Source organism: Shewanella sp. FDAARGOS_354 (assembly GCF_002209245.2).
GTDB classification, from domain to species: domain Bacteria; phylum Pseudomonadota; class Gammaproteobacteria; order Enterobacterales; family Shewanellaceae; genus Shewanella; species Shewanella xiamenensis.
This window is the reverse complement of sequence record NZ_CP022089.2, coordinates 3,162,259-3,180,254: the sequence shown is the minus strand read 5'-3', so window position 1 is coordinate 3,180,254 and position 17,996 is coordinate 3,162,259. Positions and strand designations below refer to the sequence as shown.

At 48.3% G+C, this 17,996-nt stretch carries 16 protein-coding genes; 4 read left to right on the top strand and 12 right to left on the bottom strand.

From position 1 onward, the window contains the following. Positions 1-27: 27 nt before the first annotated feature. The 3 genes from CEQ32_RS14305 to CEQ32_RS14295 all read right to left on the bottom strand — a co-directional run bounded on the left by CEQ32_RS14305 (position 28) and on the right by CEQ32_RS14295 (position 3,506). Positions 28-969, bottom strand: a complete 942-nt coding sequence (locus CEQ32_RS14305; protein WP_037431237.1) for an acyltransferase — start codon at positions 967-969, stop codon at positions 28-30. 7 nt (positions 970-976) lie between these two features. Then, positions 977-1,879: an acyltransferase gene (locus CEQ32_RS14300; protein WP_037413712.1), complete on the bottom strand. Its 903-nt coding sequence runs from the start codon at positions 1,877-1,879 to the stop codon at positions 977-979. A 100-nt stretch (positions 1,880-1,979) separates the two neighbouring features. Next, complete coding sequence (locus tag CEQ32_RS14295; RefSeq protein WP_055647878.1) at positions 1,980-3,506, bottom strand: YifB family Mg chelatase-like AAA ATPase; 1,527 nt, start codon at positions 3,504-3,506, stop codon at positions 1,980-1,982. Between the two features lie 217 nt (positions 3,507-3,723). Here CEQ32_RS14295 and CEQ32_RS14290 point away from each other — a divergent pair, with 217 nt between their 5' ends. Continuing rightward, entirely contained in the window at positions 3,724-4,839 is a 1,116-nt protein-coding gene (locus tag CEQ32_RS14290; protein ID WP_055647877.1) for a DUF1963 domain-containing protein, read from the top strand. A gap of 5 nt (positions 4,840-4,844) precedes the next feature. Here CEQ32_RS14290 and CEQ32_RS14285 read toward each other — a convergent pair whose 3' ends face one another. The 9 genes from CEQ32_RS14285 to gmk all read right to left on the bottom strand — a co-directional run bounded on the left by CEQ32_RS14285 (position 4,845) and on the right by gmk (position 14,011). Beyond that, positions 4,845-5,441 (bottom strand): DNA-binding response regulator, encoded by a 597-nt coding sequence (locus CEQ32_RS14285; protein WP_055647876.1) that lies wholly within the window; start codon positions 5,439-5,441, stop codon positions 4,845-4,847. After that, entirely contained in the window at positions 5,441-6,520 is a 1,080-nt protein-coding gene (locus CEQ32_RS14280; protein WP_055647896.1) for a sensor histidine kinase, read from the bottom strand. Before CEQ32_RS14280 ends, CEQ32_RS14285 begins: the two co-directional genes overlap by 1 nt. A gap of 84 nt (positions 6,521-6,604) precedes the next feature. Continuing rightward, entirely contained in the window at positions 6,605-7,309 is a 705-nt protein-coding gene (locus CEQ32_RS14275) for a hypothetical protein (protein WP_055647875.1), read from the bottom strand. 183 nt (positions 7,310-7,492) lie between these two features. Continuing rightward, the gene (locus CEQ32_RS14270) at positions 7,493-8,443 is read right to left on the bottom strand and encodes a calcium/sodium antiporter (protein ID WP_055647874.1); all 951 of its coding nucleotides are present in this window, start codon (positions 8,441-8,443) and stop codon (positions 7,493-7,495) included. A 158-nt stretch (positions 8,444-8,601) separates the two neighbouring features. After that, positions 8,602-10,266 carry an AMP-binding protein gene (locus CEQ32_RS14265; protein WP_055647873.1) on the bottom strand — a complete coding sequence of 555 codons (1,665 nt, stop codon included), beginning with the start codon at positions 10,264-10,266 and terminating at the stop codon, positions 8,602-8,604. A 232-nt stretch (positions 10,267-10,498) separates the two neighbouring features. Next, entirely contained in the window at positions 10,499-10,882 is a 384-nt protein-coding gene (locus tag CEQ32_RS14260; RefSeq protein ID WP_011070722.1) for a RidA family protein, read from the bottom strand. Between the two features lie 22 nt (positions 10,883-10,904). Then, a complete protein-coding gene (gene spoT / locus CEQ32_RS14255; RefSeq protein WP_037413695.1) occupies positions 10,905-13,007 on the bottom strand; it encodes a bifunctional GTP diphosphokinase/guanosine-3',5'-bis pyrophosphate 3'-pyrophosphohydrolase in 2,103 nt (700 codons plus the stop codon). 43 nt (positions 13,008-13,050) lie between these two features. Continuing rightward, a complete protein-coding gene (rpoZ, locus tag CEQ32_RS14250; protein ID WP_007651394.1) occupies positions 13,051-13,329 on the bottom strand; it encodes a DNA-directed RNA polymerase subunit omega in 279 nt (92 codons plus the stop codon). A 58-nt stretch (positions 13,330-13,387) separates the two neighbouring features. Continuing rightward, entirely contained in the window at positions 13,388-14,011 is a 624-nt protein-coding gene (gene gmk / locus CEQ32_RS14245) for a guanylate kinase (protein ID WP_037426419.1), read from the bottom strand. A 374-nt stretch (positions 14,012-14,385) separates the two neighbouring features. On the opposite strand from gmk, the gene CEQ32_RS14240 reads away from it, so the two are divergent. From CEQ32_RS14240 to CEQ32_RS14230, 3 genes are all read left to right on the top strand, one after another. Then, entirely contained in the window at positions 14,386-15,882 is a 1,497-nt protein-coding gene (locus CEQ32_RS14240) for a hypothetical protein (RefSeq protein ID WP_088586249.1), read from the top strand. A gap of 157 nt (positions 15,883-16,039) precedes the next feature. Further along, entirely contained in the window at positions 16,040-16,921 is an 882-nt protein-coding gene (locus CEQ32_RS14235; protein ID WP_088586248.1) for a nucleotidyltransferase family protein, read from the top strand. Continuing rightward, complete coding sequence (locus CEQ32_RS14230) at positions 16,905-17,969, top strand: phosphotransferase enzyme family protein (RefSeq protein WP_037426411.1); 1,065 nt, start codon at positions 16,905-16,907, stop codon at positions 17,967-17,969. The genes CEQ32_RS14235 and CEQ32_RS14230 overlap by 17 nt, the downstream gene beginning before the upstream one ends. Positions 17,970-17,996 lie beyond the last annotated feature (27 nt).

Genomic DNA, 17,996 nt, shown 5'->3' with positions numbered 1-17,996 from the left:
TAGTGAAGCTGTATTCGTTAATCTGTATTAGTGAAGCTGTGTGTGGGTGCTGGTGGCACTATCCGTTAGCTGCTGATGTTGCTGCAAGAGTGCAGCAATTTGATCATCTTTTTCCGCCCAAACTTGGTTTAACCAACGCTGAAACTCGACCCGATATTCCGATTCTGAAAAGTAGCGAGTAGCGTCGACCTGCGGTACTGGCAAGGCTCGCACCCGTACAATAATCTTGCGTACTTTGCCGTTCATTACGCCAAATAACACATCGTCTGGCGCATCCGGATACACTACCGTCACATCCAGTAGGTTAGTAAATTGCTCACCCATAGCGGAAAGTGTAAAGGCAATACCACCTGCTTTAGGCCGGAGTAAATGACGGTAAGGTGAATCTTGGCGCTGACGCTTATCTTCGGTAAAGCGGCTGCCCTCAACGTAGTTGATAATTGATGTGGGCATATTTTTAAACTTTTCACAGGCTCGGCGAGTGGTGGCTAAATCTTTACCTTTAAGTTTCGGATTTTTTTTGAGTTTTGCCGGGCTGGTTCTGTCCATAAAAGGCATATCGAGCGCCCAGCAACCTAGGCCCATAATGGGGACATAGATCAGCTCTTTTTTGAGGAAGAATTTCAACATGGGGATATGGTTACGCAGCAGGTAAGTCTGCGCGGCAATATCAAAGCCACTGAGGTGGTTACTGATTAGCAAGTACCAGCTGTTTTTATTGAGCCCTTCAAGTCCTTCAACATCCCACTCTATTTTGGCAATCAAATACAAAATGCCACCATTGCAGGTTGCCCATGCCCACATAAAACGATTCATCAGTCCGGTCACTGCATTGCGTGCGCCTTGAGCTGGCATCAACATTTTCACTAAACCACCAAGGCAAACCAAGGTTCCCCAAAGGGCGGTGTTAATGATCAGCAGGCTCAGACTGAGAATAAACAGCACTGGGCCGGGGAGAAAATTCAACATAGAGGTTTTACCTTACTTCTTGGTCCGCTTGCCCTGCCAATTGGCTGATCACTTGATCTTTAGCGAGCCAAAGTTCATTCAATTGTTCTTGGAAGCTAATTTTAAACTCGCGATCATTCATATAATCGCCACGCATATCCGGCGAAATATCCTTCACTGTTATGTGTACTTTAACCTTTGGCAGCTTGCCTGTCAGGTAGTCCCAATAGCTTGGAACGCTATCTGGATAGTAAATCGTGACATCGACTAGCTTGTGGATCTGTTCTCCCATGGCGGATAGCGCAAAGGCCATGCCGCCCGCTTTAGGTTTTAACAGATGTTGGAACGGTGAGTTTTGTTTTTTATGTTTGGCCTTAGTAAAGCGTGTTCCTTCGACAAAGTTCATCACACTCACTGGCTTAGTCTTAAACTTTGCGCAGGCTTTACGGGTGATCTCGATATCTTTGCCCTTGAGTTTTGGGTTCTTTTTAAGTTGTGCTGTGCTATAGCGGCGCATAAAAGGAAAATCTAATGCCCACCATGCTAGCCCTAACACGGGCACATAAATCAGTTCTTGTTTCAGGAAGAATTTCAAAAACGGGATTCGGCGATTAAATACGCGCTGCAGGATCAAAATATCCACCCAAGACTGATGATTAGCGATCACCATATACCATTCTTTGGTAGAAAATTGGCTATCGCCCGAGAGCTCAATTTGCACTGGGTGCAGCACACGTTCAATCACCCCATTGACGCTTATCCAAGCGCTGGCGCAAAAGTCGAGAAAATAGCTCGTCGCCGTTCTCAACACAGGCAAAGGAATAAGTTTAATGAAGCTGCCCAGAACAATGGGTACAACCCAAAACAGCGTATTCACGACATAACCTAAGAAAGCTATGCAGCCTTTTAATTGTGAAAACAACGTCCCCATTGGCGCCCCCTGATAAAAATTGGAGGCCTATGTTACTCGGTGTCGGCGTTTGGCTCAATCTTAGGGCGGCTGGTCGGGGCATTTGTTAATATTTCGAGTCTCAATACTGTTGGGATAAACGGGCCAATAATTTATCCATAGCCCGATATCCTAAGGCTTGGGCGAGGTGGCGTCTTTCGGTATTGGGGGCCTGCTCAAGGTCGGCAATGGTGCGGGCAACCCGTTGAATACGATGAAAGCTGCGCACGGATAATCCTAACTTGACGACACTCTGTTCTAAAAAAACTAGGTCAGCATCATTGATACCACTAAATTGCTTAAGTTGTTTACCTGATAGTTCGCTGTTAAGCACGCCCGCTCTGGCGAGTTGAATATCGCGGGCGCATTTTACTCGTTTGGCGATTTGATGGCTGGTTTCGCCTTGTGCCGCCTGTTGCGTTAGGGTGCCTGCGGGGAGTTTGGGGACTTCGATGGTGAGATCAAATCTATCTATAAACGGGCCAGAGAGCCTGGCGAGATAGCGCTGGATTTGATCGGGTGTAGCCCGATTGGGGCCGTCGATATCGCCGCTCGGGCTGGGGTTCATGGCGGCGATCAATTGAAAGCGGCTTAAAAAGGTCAGTTTTGCCGCCGCGCGGGAGATCACCACTTCACCTGTTTCCATCGGTTCACGCAAACAGTCGAGCACTTTTCTTGGAAATTCAGCGACTTCATCCAGAAATAATACTCCGCGATGGGCCAATGAAATTTCGCCAGGCTTAGGAATACTGCCACCTCCGACTAAGGAAATTGAGGAGCAAGTATGGTGCGGCGCGCGAAATGGTCGCTTAAGAAAGTCCTGCGGTTTGATATTGATGCCCGCGACGGAATGAATTGCAGCCACTTCTAAGGCTTCTTCATAATTGAGTGCAGGTAATAGCGCCATCATGCGGCTGGCTAACATGGTTTTGCCAGTACCCGGCGGACCTAGCATTAATAGGTTATGGTTGCCTGCGGCAGCGATTTCAAGTGCTTGTTTAGCTTGGTATTGACCTATCACCTCGCTAAGGCAAGGCGTGGACTGCGCCGGCTCATCCGAGATCCATTCGAGCTGCTGCTCCAGCATGGGGAGTGGCGCTTGTCCATGGAGAAACGCCGCTAAACTTTGCAAATGGGAGCCAAAGTAGACCTTAGGATAGCCAACTAACTCGGCATCGTGGCGATTATCGAGTGGCAGAATTAACTGATTATTATGGCGTTTAGCCGCAATGATTGCTGGTAGCAATCCTTGGCAGTGGCGGATTTGCCCTGAGAGGGCAAGTTCGCCGACAAATTCGGTATCCTTAAGGCTTGTGTGGGGGATTTGCTCTGAAGCAGCCAAAATACCGATGGCGATAGGTAAATCGTAGCGGCCGCCTTGCTTGGGTAAATCCGCAGGCGCGAGATTAACGGTTATTCGCCGCATCGGAAACTCGAATCCCGCATTGATCAAGGCACTGCGTACCCGCTCGCGGGCTTCTTTGACAGAGGCTTCTGGCAAACCCACCAGATTAAAAGCCGGTAGGCCATTACTGAGATGGACTTCAACCGTGACTTCTGGAGCTTCAACACCACAACTGGCTCGGGTATGCACGCAGGCTATCGCCATAAACAAATCCTTTTGTTGATCTTTTTGCGCTGAATTTGAGTGTAGCAGTAATTAACGCAAGGAGTTTTCTATCGCCTAGGTTGTTGCTTGCCTCATGAGTAAGTCATTTGCTCTGAGTTTGCGGTTCCTGTAATAGCTTTGGCAATTTGCCATATTGGACGATAGCAAATAGTTGATAGAAATGATAAAAAGCAAACATTGGAGTCGTGAGGTCAATATGGATATGTTATTAGCAGAAAATTCCCCCATTCGTCAGCAGCTGCTAGAGCAAAAGCTGGCGCAGTTTAAAGGCCCACATCTTGCCAACGTGCTCTCGGCGTTTATTCGCAGTAGTGTCGATCTCTATCCCTGTGCAAACGAAGACTATAGCCAGTTAGGTAACAGCCGACTGGGTGGATTGCCGGATTTACCTGTAGGGATGGATTATCCGGTGACCTTGGTCGGAAGGGAGGAGATGCTGGATGCTTACGCTGAGGAATTCGACCATACTCGCGAGTATATCGAGGAGCATTATGGGTGGTCGCAAGATTGGGATTGGGACGAGGCTGCGCAAGCCTTCCGTGTGCCGATGCAATTTATCGCACAAATCAATTGTAGCGAACTGAAGGCGTTGCAATCTTATTTACCCCGAGAAGGGCGATTGTTATTCTTTTTAGAGCGCTGGCGATTCTCGGAAATGCTTCGCGGCCATGTTTATTATGTCGTTGAAGATCAGCAACTGAACTCTGGGAGAACGATTGCTGAACTTAAGTTCGACGATGCTGTCTGTACAAACTATGAGTATGAGGCGGCTTATCAACTTCAGGGGATTGCTAGCATTAAGATGATAGCCCCTGACATGATTAATAGTGACAACCCGCATTTAGTAAAGTTAGCCAAGGCTCGTTTACAAGCGCTACCTGAACCGCAACAAGCTATGGTGCTGGAGGCCCTAGAGGTTGCGGAAGATGAATTGGCACCAGAGTGGCAAGATCAGCTCTATTTCTTTGATCTGATGAAAATGAATAAACACGGGTTAATTCCCGGCCAGATTCTCACTCAATCGCAATGGGCTAATACCGAGTGGCAGTCATCTAACTTGCAGGCATTGCTCGTCCCCGAGCAGCCGCTGCCGTATTACGATGGTATCGCTAGCATTAATGACCATGGAGATAGCCGCTATAAAGCCCCCGAACTCCACGCCGCGGCAGAGTTAGGCGGTAATGCCGAAGATTATCTGGTGCTACTTAAAGTCATCTATAGTGAGCACTCTATGCGGTTGAATTTTATTATCCACCGAGACGATCTTGCATCGGGAAAATTCGAGCGCATTTACTGCATTTATGACAACTAGCTGAGCTATAACCAGCCTTTTTGTTTGGCAATGCGGGCGGCATCGATACGGTTGCTCGCATTGAGTTTGGCGATGGCTTCGGATAAATAGTTACGTACCGTGCCTTCGGCAATAAACAGCATCTCGGCAATTTCGGCGGTGGATTTGCCTTCGCTGGCAAACCGAAGGGCGCGGCGTTCTTTATCATTGAGGGGGTCGACATCGCCAATTACCATCATTGCCAGCTCAGGATCGATAACGCGTTTGCCCGCCATCACTTGTTGAATTGAACTGACGAGGGTTTCTGAGGGCGCATCTTTTAGCAAAAATCCACCGACACCCGCTTCGATAGCGCGTTTAATATAACCTGCGCGGCCAAAAGTTGTGATCACCACCACTTTGGTTTGGCTATGTTGCTCCTTTAGCCAAGCGGCTAGTTCCAAACCAGTTCGTCCCGGCATTTCAATATCCGTCAGTAACAGGTCAAAATGCTGTTGTTTGAGAAGGGTTAATGCTTCGTCGCCATCGCTGGCTTGGGTAATGGCAAAACCGCCAGCAAGGGTTAACAGTGCCGCCAGTGCGCCGCGCACCATGGCTTGATCTTCTGCCAATAGAATCTTCATTAATCTGTTGCTCCCTGCAAAGGTAAAGTAACGCTAAAGGCATATCCCTGCTCAAGATTATAACTGAAATGACCTCCGAGGCTATCGAGACGTTCACGGATACCTGTGAGCCCATTTCCTTCGACAAAAGGTCTTGCTAAGGCATTATCTTTAACCTCGACATTAAGGGTATTTGCCTGCTCACTAAATTGAATGCTGCATTGGCTCGCGTTGCTGTGGCGCAAAATATTATTCACGAGTTCAGTTAAAATCAGCACAAGTTGGCTTTCTGTTCTGGCGGGTAGTTTTGGTAATTCACCGATTAACTCTACGTAGATGCCTTTATCCCTGAGTGAATTACATAGCTGGGTGATGCAACTTGCTAAGCCTTTGTGTTTATAGTCTGAGACGGTATGCCTTATTTGGCTCAAGCTTTCCCGCGCAATTTGTCCTAGCTCTTGTAGTTGAGTCGTTGCAAGTTGATATTCTTGTTTCGCCAGTAGTTTTTCGGCCAATTCAGCCTTTAGCGCAATCGATGACAAACTGTGCCCCATAATATCGTGCAAGTCTCTGGCGATACGCTCCCGTTCAACCATAGTGGCTAAGGTGCTGATCTCTTTGGCGCTTTGTCGCTCCTTCAATCTATGCTGGTAACGTCTTCGCTCTGCTTTACCGAGCATACCAACCCCTAATACTAAGGCTGAGCCGTACATTGGAAAATAGTAGCTATTGAATTGACTAACGTAGTTGAGCAAGAACAGTGTAACTAGTATCCCGAGCCAGCATAACAAGCTAACTCTAAAGGAATAAAAGAAACCAATAAAGAAACTGGCAAAGGTAAAGAGTGAGATGGACCCTAGATTAATAGGGGTAATGGCTATAGCAAGTACTAACATGCCGATAATAGGCCGATGGGCGCTGCGGAAATTACTGCGGTAGGTCCCAAAATAGCAGTAAATAAAGGGAACCAGCACGGCTAAAATTAAGATAATTTGCCAGCTAGGATAAGGCGTAATAAACAGCGGTATCAGATAAAACGCGAGGTTTATTAAGTACACCCATGCGAGCTTTCGTTCAAGTTGTAGGGGGTTATTTGTCATATCGCTTCGCCTAAGATCCATTTTGCGGCTGCTGAGAGTAGGATTGGCCGTAAACATTAGCCAATCCTTTCGCCTTTTCTGGGGTTATTTTGCACTTATTTGCTGATTTTTCTGAAGTAAAAACTTAGCCCAACCATAATCTTTTTCCACTTGCAGTGCCTGTTGCCAATCTTCCATCGCGCCTTGGATATCCCCCAATTCTTGTTTGGCCAGTCCGCGCCAAGTGTAAGCTTCGGCCTCACCCCAGCAAATGTTCTCGCAAGGTTGATTAAATCGCTCAATGGCGCTGCTGGCGAGCGTCTTGGCAACTTGCATGCTGCCCCCAAACATTGCTGGCGTATTATAGGCGGCAATCGCTTTCACTAATGCGACCCGCGGATTAAGCGGTGCCAGCTGTTCGGCCTGAGCAATGGCGTTAGCGGATTTGATCCCAAGCTCAGCGCCTTTGCTGTTATCCAAGGCGATTTGCATACCATACACGGATGATAATAGCGCGAGGGATTCCGCATCGGCTTGACTGTTGGTTAAGATTTCTAAGCTCGCTTGAGCCGAAGCTAAGGCATTATCTGCTATGGTTTTTTGTCCCATCACATTGGCGCTGATGGCTAAACGATAGTTGGCATAAGCCGCCTCGTAATCTTGAGTGGCAGTGCTGAGCTGTTGCAATTTATCAATATTCAGTGTGTTAGCCGCTTTGTCTACTTCAGCGATATTGGAGCTTGAGTTCGAAGCCGCGAACGCAGGCGTGCAGGCGAGAGTAAGGCTTGATAACAGTAAAAGTGTTTTCATGGTATTTCCTTATTGAAGTGATAACCCATTGCTTGGGGACGGCTTCATTATCAGAAATACCTTGGTCTGAGTGCAGGCACAAAGGTCATCAATTAGGCATGACAAATGTCATGTCTTAACCCTAAAAGTAAAACACCGGAGTGGCTCCGGTGTTTTAGTAAGCTAAGGTGAACGTGTAAATCGTTAGACTACCGCTTGGCTGCTAGCTTGGTTAACGAGGTAAACCATGTAGCCTAAGTAAGCGATAAGCAGCGTGGCACCTTCGCGGCGACCAATTCGTAGGCCAGACCAAGCAAAGGGTAAAATGATTACGGCTAACGCCAGCATGACAATAAAGTCTAAGGGTTGGAAACCAAGCCCAGATACAGGGTAAACGACAGCGGTCACGCCAAGAATACCTAATATATTAAATATATTTGACCCAACGATATTACCAATAGCAATATCGCTTTCGCCTTTGAGTGCCGCTAAAACCGAGGTCACTAGCTCTGGCATACTGGTACCAATAGCGACAATAGTCAGGCCGATAATGACTTCACTAACACCAAATACTTTGGCTAAATCAACAGCGCCATTCACAAATAAAATGCCACCGCCGACTAACATTCCGATGCCGACAATAATAAACGCGATTGAAAGCAATGGATTTTTAGGACCTTCTTCAATAACTTCACCATCGGCATCAGTAGTATTTTTGGCGCTGAAATAGCTGAAAACCAAGTAGCCGACAAGGAGTGATAATAAAATGATGCCGTCAGTCAGGCTGAGTTCGCCATCTAGCAATAATCCCCAAAACAGCATAGAAGCGAGGATCATCAGTGGAATATCCCGTCTTACCATCTGCGATTGAACTTGGATCGGGCGAATAAGCGCAGTAATTGCCAAAATTAAGCCAATGTTGGCGATGTTAGAGCCAATCACGTTACCCAGTGCAATGCCGCTATTGCCTGCCAAGGCTGACTTTACGCTTACCGCAAGCTCTGGTGCGCTGGTACCGAAAGCCACAATCGTTAAGCCGATCACCAGCGGCGTAATCCCAAGACGAAGTGCAATGGAGCTTGCGCCACGGACTAAGGCCTCTGCGCCTAAGGTTAAAATAATAAAGCCGCCGATAATTGAAAGTGCAATAAGCATTTTGGACTCTGTTAAACCTGATTGAGTGAATTAATTTAAGGTGCATCACCTTACGCTGATAGGCGTACATGATACGTGTTTTTAATTTGCTTTGACAGAATATGTCATAAAAAAGCACGCCGAAGAGCGTGCTTTAATCATAACGATGCGTTTTGACGTTATTTTGCGACTAACTCATCTTCCCAGCGTACTTGAGCACCACGGATCCCGTCCACCCTTTCGCTAAAGGCTTTCTCAAGCACGTGGCGCTTGATCTTCAGTGTGGGGGTTAATACATCGTTTTCGATGGTCCAAGGTTCACTCACCACCACAATGGCATCCACATGTTCGTGGGATTCTAAATGTGGATTCACACTATCGAGTGTCGCTTTAAGGGAAGCGCGTACTTCTTCACGGGCTTGTAGGTTAGCTCCCTCAGAGAGTTGCACTAGGGCTACAGGGTGCGGCAAACCAGATCCAATAACACAAATCAGCTCCACATGAGGATCTTGTGCAAGCTTGCGCTCAATGGGCACTGGTGCCACATATTTGCCTTTAGCGGTTTTAAAGTTGTCTTTCACGCGGCCGGTGATAGTCACACAACCATCGGCATCGATGGCGCAGAGATCGCCGGTATGGAAGAAACCATCAGCATCGAAGGCCGCCGCGGTGGCTTCAGGTTGCAGATAATAGGCGGTCATTAGGCCTGGGCTCTTAATGAGTAGCTCGCCATCTTCACCTTGGCGGATTTGGCAATCCTGCACGGGTTTACCCACAGTGCCGATTTTACGCGCATCGAAAGGGTAGTTGATGATGGAGTAAGCACAGTTTTCTGTCATGCCCCAAGCCTCACAAATATCCAGCCCAATACTGTGATACCAGTGGATGAGTGAGGGTGGAATAGGCGCTGAGCCAGAGCCGAGTAAACGGCAATGGTTGAGTCCTAAGCCCTTATGGATCTTGTGTTTTACTAGGCTGCTAATCAGTGGAATTTTTAGCAATAGATTGAGTTTGCCAACACCAATCTTGTCGATAATGTTCTTTTGGAACAGGCTCCACAGGCGTGGAACGGAGAAAAACACCGTTGGTTTAGCGCGCTGCACATCCGCAACGAAGGAGTCTAAGCTTTCGACGAAGGCGACTGTGCTGCCGGAATAAAAGGATGAGCCTTCAATCGCCACGCGCTCGGTAATATGGGCTAACGGTAAGTAGGACAATAATCTATCTTTACCATCTGTACGTAGATCGCGCACCACCGCTTGGCAAGTCCAACCATAGCTAGCATAGGTTTGAATCGCACCTTTAGGTTGACCCGTTGAGCCCGAGGTATAAATCAGCGTCATTATCTGATCGGGTTCGGGTAATGGCGCTTCAATCAATGGGTTGCCCATATTGAGCAATTGTTCCCATTGATATTGAGCTGGCATGGTGTCGTAGGGCATGGCGAGACGCAGCAATTCGCCGCCGACACCGGCTTCTTGATCGGCCCAATGATCGAGCTTACCGAGGACAATCGCTTTAGCCCCACTATGCTGCAATACATAGCGAATGGTATCTGGATTCGCAGTCGGATAAATAGGAACGCTGATATAGCCGCCGTGCATCAGGGCGAGGTCGGTGATAAACCATTCGGCACAGTTTTTAGACAGAACGGCAATCTTATCGCCCGGCTCTAAGCCTAAATGACGCAACGCGCCAGCAAGTTGTTGGACTTTTTCTTGTACTTCATTCCAAGTGAAATCAAGGTATTGCCCCTTGATTGGCTGGCGCAAATAAATCTCATCCCCACGCGTATTCGCCCAGTGCGCCAGCATTTCAATTGGCGTCTTAATCGCTTTATCCATAGGCAATTCCCTGTTCTTTATTGTTATTTTCACCCCAACATAGGTGCCCAGTATGGCGAGTTTTGTGAGGCCGCGCAAATAGTTTGCAAGATTGTAAAATCACTAAATCTGCAAAACAGCCTAATGGGCGAGTATGAAATGAAAATGAACTTAATAACAGGTCAGAGCAGGAGTCGCGGGGCGCATTAGGCAATAAAAAAGGCGCCTAAGCGCCTTTCATATCGGTTGAAGCTTACAGCTCCATCACGCCATCCATTTCGACTTGCGAATCTTTGGGTAACTGCTTCACACCGATAGCGGCGCGAGCTGGGTAAGGTTGGCTGAAGTAACGGCTCATGATTTCATTCACTTTGGCGAAGTGGCTTAAGTCCGTTAGGAAGATATTAAGCTTAACGATATCGTTGATTGTGCCGCCGGCTGCGGTACAAACGGCCGTTAAGTTTTCAAACACTTGCACAACTTGCGCCTCAAAATCATCGCTCACGATTTGCATTGTGCTTGGCACCAGTGGGATTTGGCCGGATAAATATACTGTGTTGCCGACTTTAACCGCTTGAGAATAAGTGCCAATTGCCGCTGGGGCGTTTTCGGTCGCGATAATGATTTTTTCTGCCATGACGCTCTCTCTAAAATAATGATCAACGATTACGGGATGTACGCAACACCTCGGGCAGTACCCTGATACGGCGCATCACGTTAGCTAAATGGATCCTGTCTTTCACCGAAATTCGCAGGTTAATCAAGTAAACGCGGCCATCGCGCTCTTCGGTGCTAAGGTTGTGAATGTTCGAGCCCTCGGCGGCGATAATCGAGGTGATCTTCGCCAGCGCGCCTTGGTGGTTAACAATTTCCACCCGCAGATTGGCTTGATACTCGACGCCTTCGACATTATCCCACTGTACGGGAATGTATTTATCGGGCTCGCCTTGGTAACCGCGAATGTTAGCGCAGTTTTCCATGTGGACGACTAAGCCTTTACCTTGGCTCACGTGGGCTATCACCGCATCACCTGGGATGGGGCGGCAGCAGTTGGCGAAGGTCACTAACATGCCTTCGGCGCCGCGGATTGGCATCAGGTGAGAATCGCGGCTCTCTTGATTCTCTAAATTATCGCCAATCAAACGTTGAGCGATGACTATGCTCATGGCATTGCCAAGACCGATGTCGGCGAGTAAGGAATTTAAATTGGCGTGCTTAGTATCGCGCACGACTTTATCAATCTGCTCGGCAGGGATGCTATCGAGCTTGGTTTTACCCAGCGCATGGTTAAGCAAACGGCGGCCAAGGGCAATGGCATCGTCTGCTTTTAGGCTCTTGAGCACTTGGCGGATTTTGGCGCGGGCTTTACCCGTGACCACAAAGTTAAGCCAAGCGGCATTCGGACGCGCGCCTTTAGCGGTAATGATCTCAACGGTTTGGCCGGAGATTAATGGCTGGCTTAACGGATAAGCTTGGCGGTTAACACGGGCGCCGACACAGGTATTACCCACATCGGTGTGGACTTCATAGGCAAAGTCGACGGCGGTGGCGTTAACCGGTAATTCTAAAATGCGACCTTCGGGGGTAAACACGTAAATCTCTTCGGGGAAGAGTTCGGTTTTAACGTTTTCTACGAATTCGAAGGAGGTGCTGGCGCTCTGTTGCAGTTCCAGCAAGCTTTGCATCCACTTACGGGCACGCACTTGCGTGGTGGTGCCTTGACCATCGGCACCGCCTTTGTAAGCCCAGTGAGCCGCAACCCCTTTGTCGGCCATTTGATCCATATCTTCGGTACGAATTTGGATCTCGACGGGTACGCCGTGGGGACCGAATAACGAGGTATGTAGCGACTGATAGCCGTTGGCTTTTGGGATAGCAATATAATCTTTAAAGCGACCTGGACGTGGTTTATACAGGCCATGCATCGCACCGAGCACGCGATAACACGTATCGATGGAGTCGACAATCACGCGGAAGGCATAGATATCCATGACTTCTTGAAATTGCAGCTCTTTACTCTGCATCTTGTTATAGATGGAGTAGAGGTTTTTCTCGCGCCCTTTGACTTTGCCCTTAATACCCGCATCGTTTAAGCGGGTGAGTACCGCGGCCTCAATACCTTGAATGAGCTCTTTACGGTTGCCTCGAGCCGCTTTTACCACTTCCCTTAGTACCCGATAGCGCATGGGATAATAGGCTTGAAAACCCAAATCCTCTAACTCAGTCTTGATATTGTGAATACCGAGTCGGTTGGCAATGGGGGCGTAAATCTCTAAGGTTTCGCGGGCAATACGACGGCGTTTGTCAGGACGCAGCGCGCCTAAGGTGCGCATGTTGTGGGTGCGGTCGGCAAGCTTGATGAGAATAACGCGGATATCCTGCGTCATCGCCATCATCATTTTGCGAAAGTTTTCTGCTTGAGCTTCTTTCTTATCGCGAAATTTCAGCTTGTCGAGCTTAGACACCCCTTCAACCAATTCAGCCACCGATTCGCCAAATCGCTCGGCTAAATCTTCTTTGGTGACATAGGTATCTTCGATGGTGTCATGCAGCAATGCCGCCATCAGCGTCTCATGGTCGAGACGCATTTCGGCGAGGATGCGGGCAACCGCAACCGGATGGGTAATATAAGGTTCGCCGCTAGTGCGCATTTGCCCTTCATGGGCATCACGCGCAACTTGGTAAGCCTGCTTGAGCAATTCTACCTGTTCAGGTTCTAAGTAACCGGAAGCAGACTCCTTTAGACCTTCAAACAGATACAAGTGGCAGCTCTCCTTTACCCAAACAGGTGTGACTCAATTAGACTTATAGTGAACGGCCTTCAGCGATGGCGGCAACAGCTGCGATTTCAGCAGCTTCACGCTCACGCACAGTTTGACGCTCATCAGCATCTAAAGTGTGAGCATTCACTAAACCTAGTTCGATTTCACGCAGGGCGATAACCGTTGGTTTGTCGTTCATCTCTTCAACCATAGGGTCTTTACCCTGCACGGCGATTTGGCGAGCACGACGCGCCGCAACCAGGATCATATCAAAACGGTTGCCGATTTGTTCTACGGCGTCTTCTACAGTTACGCGAGCCATGTGTTGAAACTCCAGTTTATCTAGGGAAAAAATGACGCAAAATTGTACACTATGGCAGTTAGCCTGCCAACAGATCGTTAAGCATATCATTTTGCGCGTGGATCTGACTAGCACCCGTTAAGCGTTGGCTGCGAATGATCGCCCGCAGATCCGCCAGTGCTGTGTCAAAATCGTCATTGACGATAATAAAATCATATTCTTTATAGTGCGACATTTCAGAAACCGCCTGTGCCATACGGCTGGCGATCACATCCTGGCTGTCTTGACCGCGGCCAGTCAGGCGACGCTCTAGCTCATCCCTTGAGGGTGGCAGAATAAATACGCCCACGGCTTCTGGCATCAAAGCTTTGACTTGTTGGGCACCTTGCCAGTCGATATCGAGAAACACATCAATACCTTGAGTTAAGGTGTGCTCAATCACATGGCGCGATGTGCCGTAGTAATTGCCAAACACTTCGGCCCACTCAAAAAAGGCATTTTGCGCGATCAGTGCTTTAAATTCTTCAACATTAACAAAATGGTAGTGTTGACCATCAACTTCACCTGGGCGCGGCGCGCGGGTGGTGTGCGATACTGAAACCTGCATATCGGCAGGTTTGTCTTTTAACAATGCCGAAATTAGCGAGGATTTACCCGCACCACTTGGCGCTGACACAATAAATAAATTTCCGCGTGCGGTCATGAGCTAAATATCCAGTTGGTTAACGCAAGAAGGGCCCAGAAAGCCGAGTATTATACAGATTTTGACCTTAAAAACGCTAGGGCTTGTTAGCCAGCAATTGTTGTCTATTTATGTTTTGCGACAGTTAACGCTGACGTTGGTGCATTTTTACGGTTTACTGTGACTCAAAGATCGGATACTGAAAATCTCTGCGTCCCTAAGCCTTGCTGAGCCTGAGAATTAAGCCTGATTTAGCTTTAGATGGATATAATCAGCATTTTTGCTTATCTAGCGTCTTTATTGCACTGACAAGTGCGGCTAAATTCGTTACGCTCATGCTTATACGACATAGAAGGTCGTGTGCGCTTGAATTATTTCACTATAAAGGAAGGGTCGTGCTGTTAAAATCTCTTTTCTGCCTTCACGGGCGTGATTCCCGCCCCCGCTTTGTTGTTATCAGTGTTGGTGTCTATTTAGGCATATCACTGGCTGTCGCCGCATTTGGGGCGAACTTTCTCATGTATCTTTTAGCGTTAGTAGGCCTGCCTTTACTTGCCCTCACGGCGCTGCGTCGTTTAAATGATGCGGCCAAGCCTAAGGCTTTAGTGGTGGTGTTTATGTTGCCGCTGCTGATTTTACTGGCGCTGTATATTGTGGCTCCGCCACCAGTATTGGCGATATTAGGGTTAGTGTTGGGGGCTGGCGCGACTTTTTGGGGAACCCGTTTGAAGTCGCTAACCATAGTGGATTACCGTTTTGGTTATTATGGACCAGCACTCGATGCGCCTATCTCGCAGGCGATCCCCCGTCGCCGAGTTGAACCTGTGATCACGCCAAAGGCGGCCGCGGCGCAAAATGCGGTGCCTGATGTATCAGCAAATATTCCTGTTGCGGCTCCGGCAGAAGCTTATTCCCAGACAGAGCCAACTATTTCGTCTGCTGTTGCTGAGCCAGAACTTGAGGTGTTGCGCCAAGATGAGCTGCGCTTTGATGCCTTAACTAAGATGACTGCTAATCCAGCGGATTTTGTGGTGCCTGATGCTGTAATTGAGGGGCATGCCGATTTTCGTCCCGCCAATCCGAGCCGAGTAGAGCAAACGCGAATCGACCTCGCCGAGGTCGATTTAGCTCAAGTGGATTTGCAGGGAGAAGAATTTAAGCGTGCGCCGCTTGATCCTGCTGAGCACAGTGATGAGCCGGTGTGGCGCTTTGATCCCGATGACAATGCTGAGGTATTTAATGATACCGAGCATGCTGAAGAAGTGCGTCGTCGCCGCGCCGAAGCTAAAGAATCCGGTTCTATGACCGAATTGTTTAGGGGCGTGGCGGAGTTTTTTGCTCCTTACCGTCGTTATATTAAGTTGCCTAAATTACCTAAGCTGGAACGCCGTTACTGGTTGCCTGTCGGCGGCGGTGCGGGCGCTGTGTTGTTAGTCTTGCTGGTATGGGGATTATGGCCTAGTTCTGATGAGTCGCAGGTAGACGAATCGGTCGTGCCAGCGGTGCCTTCAGCACCTATTGCAGCAAGCGATCGTGTGACCTTAGATCTGCCCGACGGTTTTTCGGTGGCGTTAGAGCAAGATGTATTAATTATTCGTTGGTTGGGTGAACGCGACAAGCCGCAAAACCTGTGGTCTATTGCTACGGCGAAGGGTGATAAGAGTTGTAGTGCACTGGTGTTTAATAATGGCACTGAGTATCGCACTATCACTGTGGACTTGCTTGCCGACTCTGCCACTGAAGCACGTTTCACGCCGCTCGATACCGCTAATATCATTACCGATTTAGCCCGCCGTGGCAGCATTGGTTTGTGTGGTTATAAGTTCAGCCTCAAAGGCAGCCAAGCGGTTTTAGAGCCAAATCGTGCCTTTGGAACTTATTTAGCCCGTTAAATAGATAAAAATAAGCTTAAATGCTAGTCAGGATTAGAGGGGTAGATTACACTTTTGCTCCTCTTTTTCTCCGATCTTGTGTTACATGCGCTCGCATAGCCGATGACGGCGAGGTTCGGGAAAATTTCTTTAATACGAACTGAAAACTCAATCCCACATGAATACAGATTTGACCTTAGTCATTATGGCGGCGGGCCTTGGAAGTCGTTTTGGCGGCGATAAGCAGTTAGCCTCCCTTGGGCCTGCTGGCGAACCCATGTTGGTGTTATCTATTTTATCGGCTATTCGCAGTGGATTTCAGCGCGCCGTATTAGTGATCCGCCCTGAGCTTGAGGCGGAGCTCTTAGGGATATTGACGCAGTTTTTACCCGCAAACTTTGAATATCACTTTTGCTACCAGTCATTAAGTGATTTGCCACAAGACGCAAAGCTTGCTGATTTTAGCCATCGTTTAAAGCCTTGGGGGACAGCGCATGCGCTCTGGTGTGCCCGCAATTGTGTTAATGGGCCAATGGCTGTGATCAATGCCGATGATTTTTACGGCGACAGCGCCTTTGCTTCTTTAGCGAAGGGATTAACCGCAAGGCCCCATGATTGGATGATGGTGGCTTATCCTATCGAGCTGACGTTATCTGAGCATGGCGGAGTAAACCGTGGCTTATGCCAAGTTGAGCATGGGCAGTTACGCTCGGTCGCCGAGTGGTTAAATATTCAAGCACAAGAAGATGGTTTTGTGGGCGAAGGACCAATGGGATTCGCAAAGCTTCCTTCACAGTCGCTGGTATCCATGACCTGCTGGGGCTTTTCGCCAAGCATATTTGATGTTATTAAACAGCAATTAACCGTATTTATTGAACAACAGGGCCAATTGCCGAAATCGGAATGCTATTTGCCCGCAGTGGTTCAGGTGGCAATTGAGCAAGGTGTGCCCGTTTATGTTGATGTGGCCAGCGAACCTTGGCTCGGTGTGACCTATCCGCAGGATACTGTCTGGGTAAAGCAAAAATTAATGGAGTTATTGGGTGATAAAACTCATTAGGCAGTCAGTGTTGCCTCATTTTGGAATTGAAGCCGACGAGGCAAAAATCTCAGCGTTAGGGAATGGTCATATTAACGACACCTTATTAGTGCGTTGGCCTACGGGTGAGCTAGTTTTACAACGCATTAATACTCAAGTGTTTAAGACGCCGCAGGCGCTGGTGAGTAATGCCGATAAGATCAGCCATCACTTATGCGCCAAGGCATTGCAGCAGCAATATGGTCTGCAAGTGGTTAGCCCTTGTCTTACCCAAGAGGGTGAACTTGCTATCGACTTAGGTGAGCAGGGATTTTGGCGTGCGATCAGTTATTTACCCCATAGTTTAAGTATCGAAGTGGTGAAGTCCGAAGCGCAAGCTGAAATGGCCGCCAAGGCTTTTGGTCACTTTGCCTGTGCATTAAGTGATTTTGACGCCACTGAGCTTGAAGATGTGATCCCGCAGTTTCATCACTTGCCTGGGCGGATGGAAATGCTGCGCCAAGCGGTGCAGCAGGATAAAGCCAAACGCTTAGGGTCGTGCCGTCAATGGGTTGATTATGCGCTGTCACAGCAGAGTTTATTGGATGAACTGGCTGAAATCTCGCCGCAGTTACCGCTGCGGATCTGCCATAACGACACGAAAATCAACAATATGTTGTTTGATAAGCGCGACATGTCGAGCATGGCGATTATCGATTTAGACACCTGCATGAAAGGTCATCTAATGTATGACTTTGGCGATATGGTGCGTACCTTCTGTTCGCCCGAGGAAGAAGATTCTACTGCCCTTGAAAATGTTAAAGTGCGCCAGTCGATCTTTGCCGCCATTTGCCGTGGCTATTTAAGTGAGCTCTCCGAGGTATTAACTGAGGTCGAAAAACGCAGCCTTTGGCTTGGGGCGCGAGTCATTTGCCTGATGATCGGCGTGCGTTTTTTAACGGATTATCTCAATGGCGACGTGTATTTCCACGTGCACCGTGAGGGTCATAATCTGGATAGAGCGGCGAATCAGTTTACCTTGTATCAAAGCCTGCTCGACCAAGAGGCTGAACTTAAAGCCTGTTTCTAGTCTGCTTTCTTTTAGCAAACGCCCCAA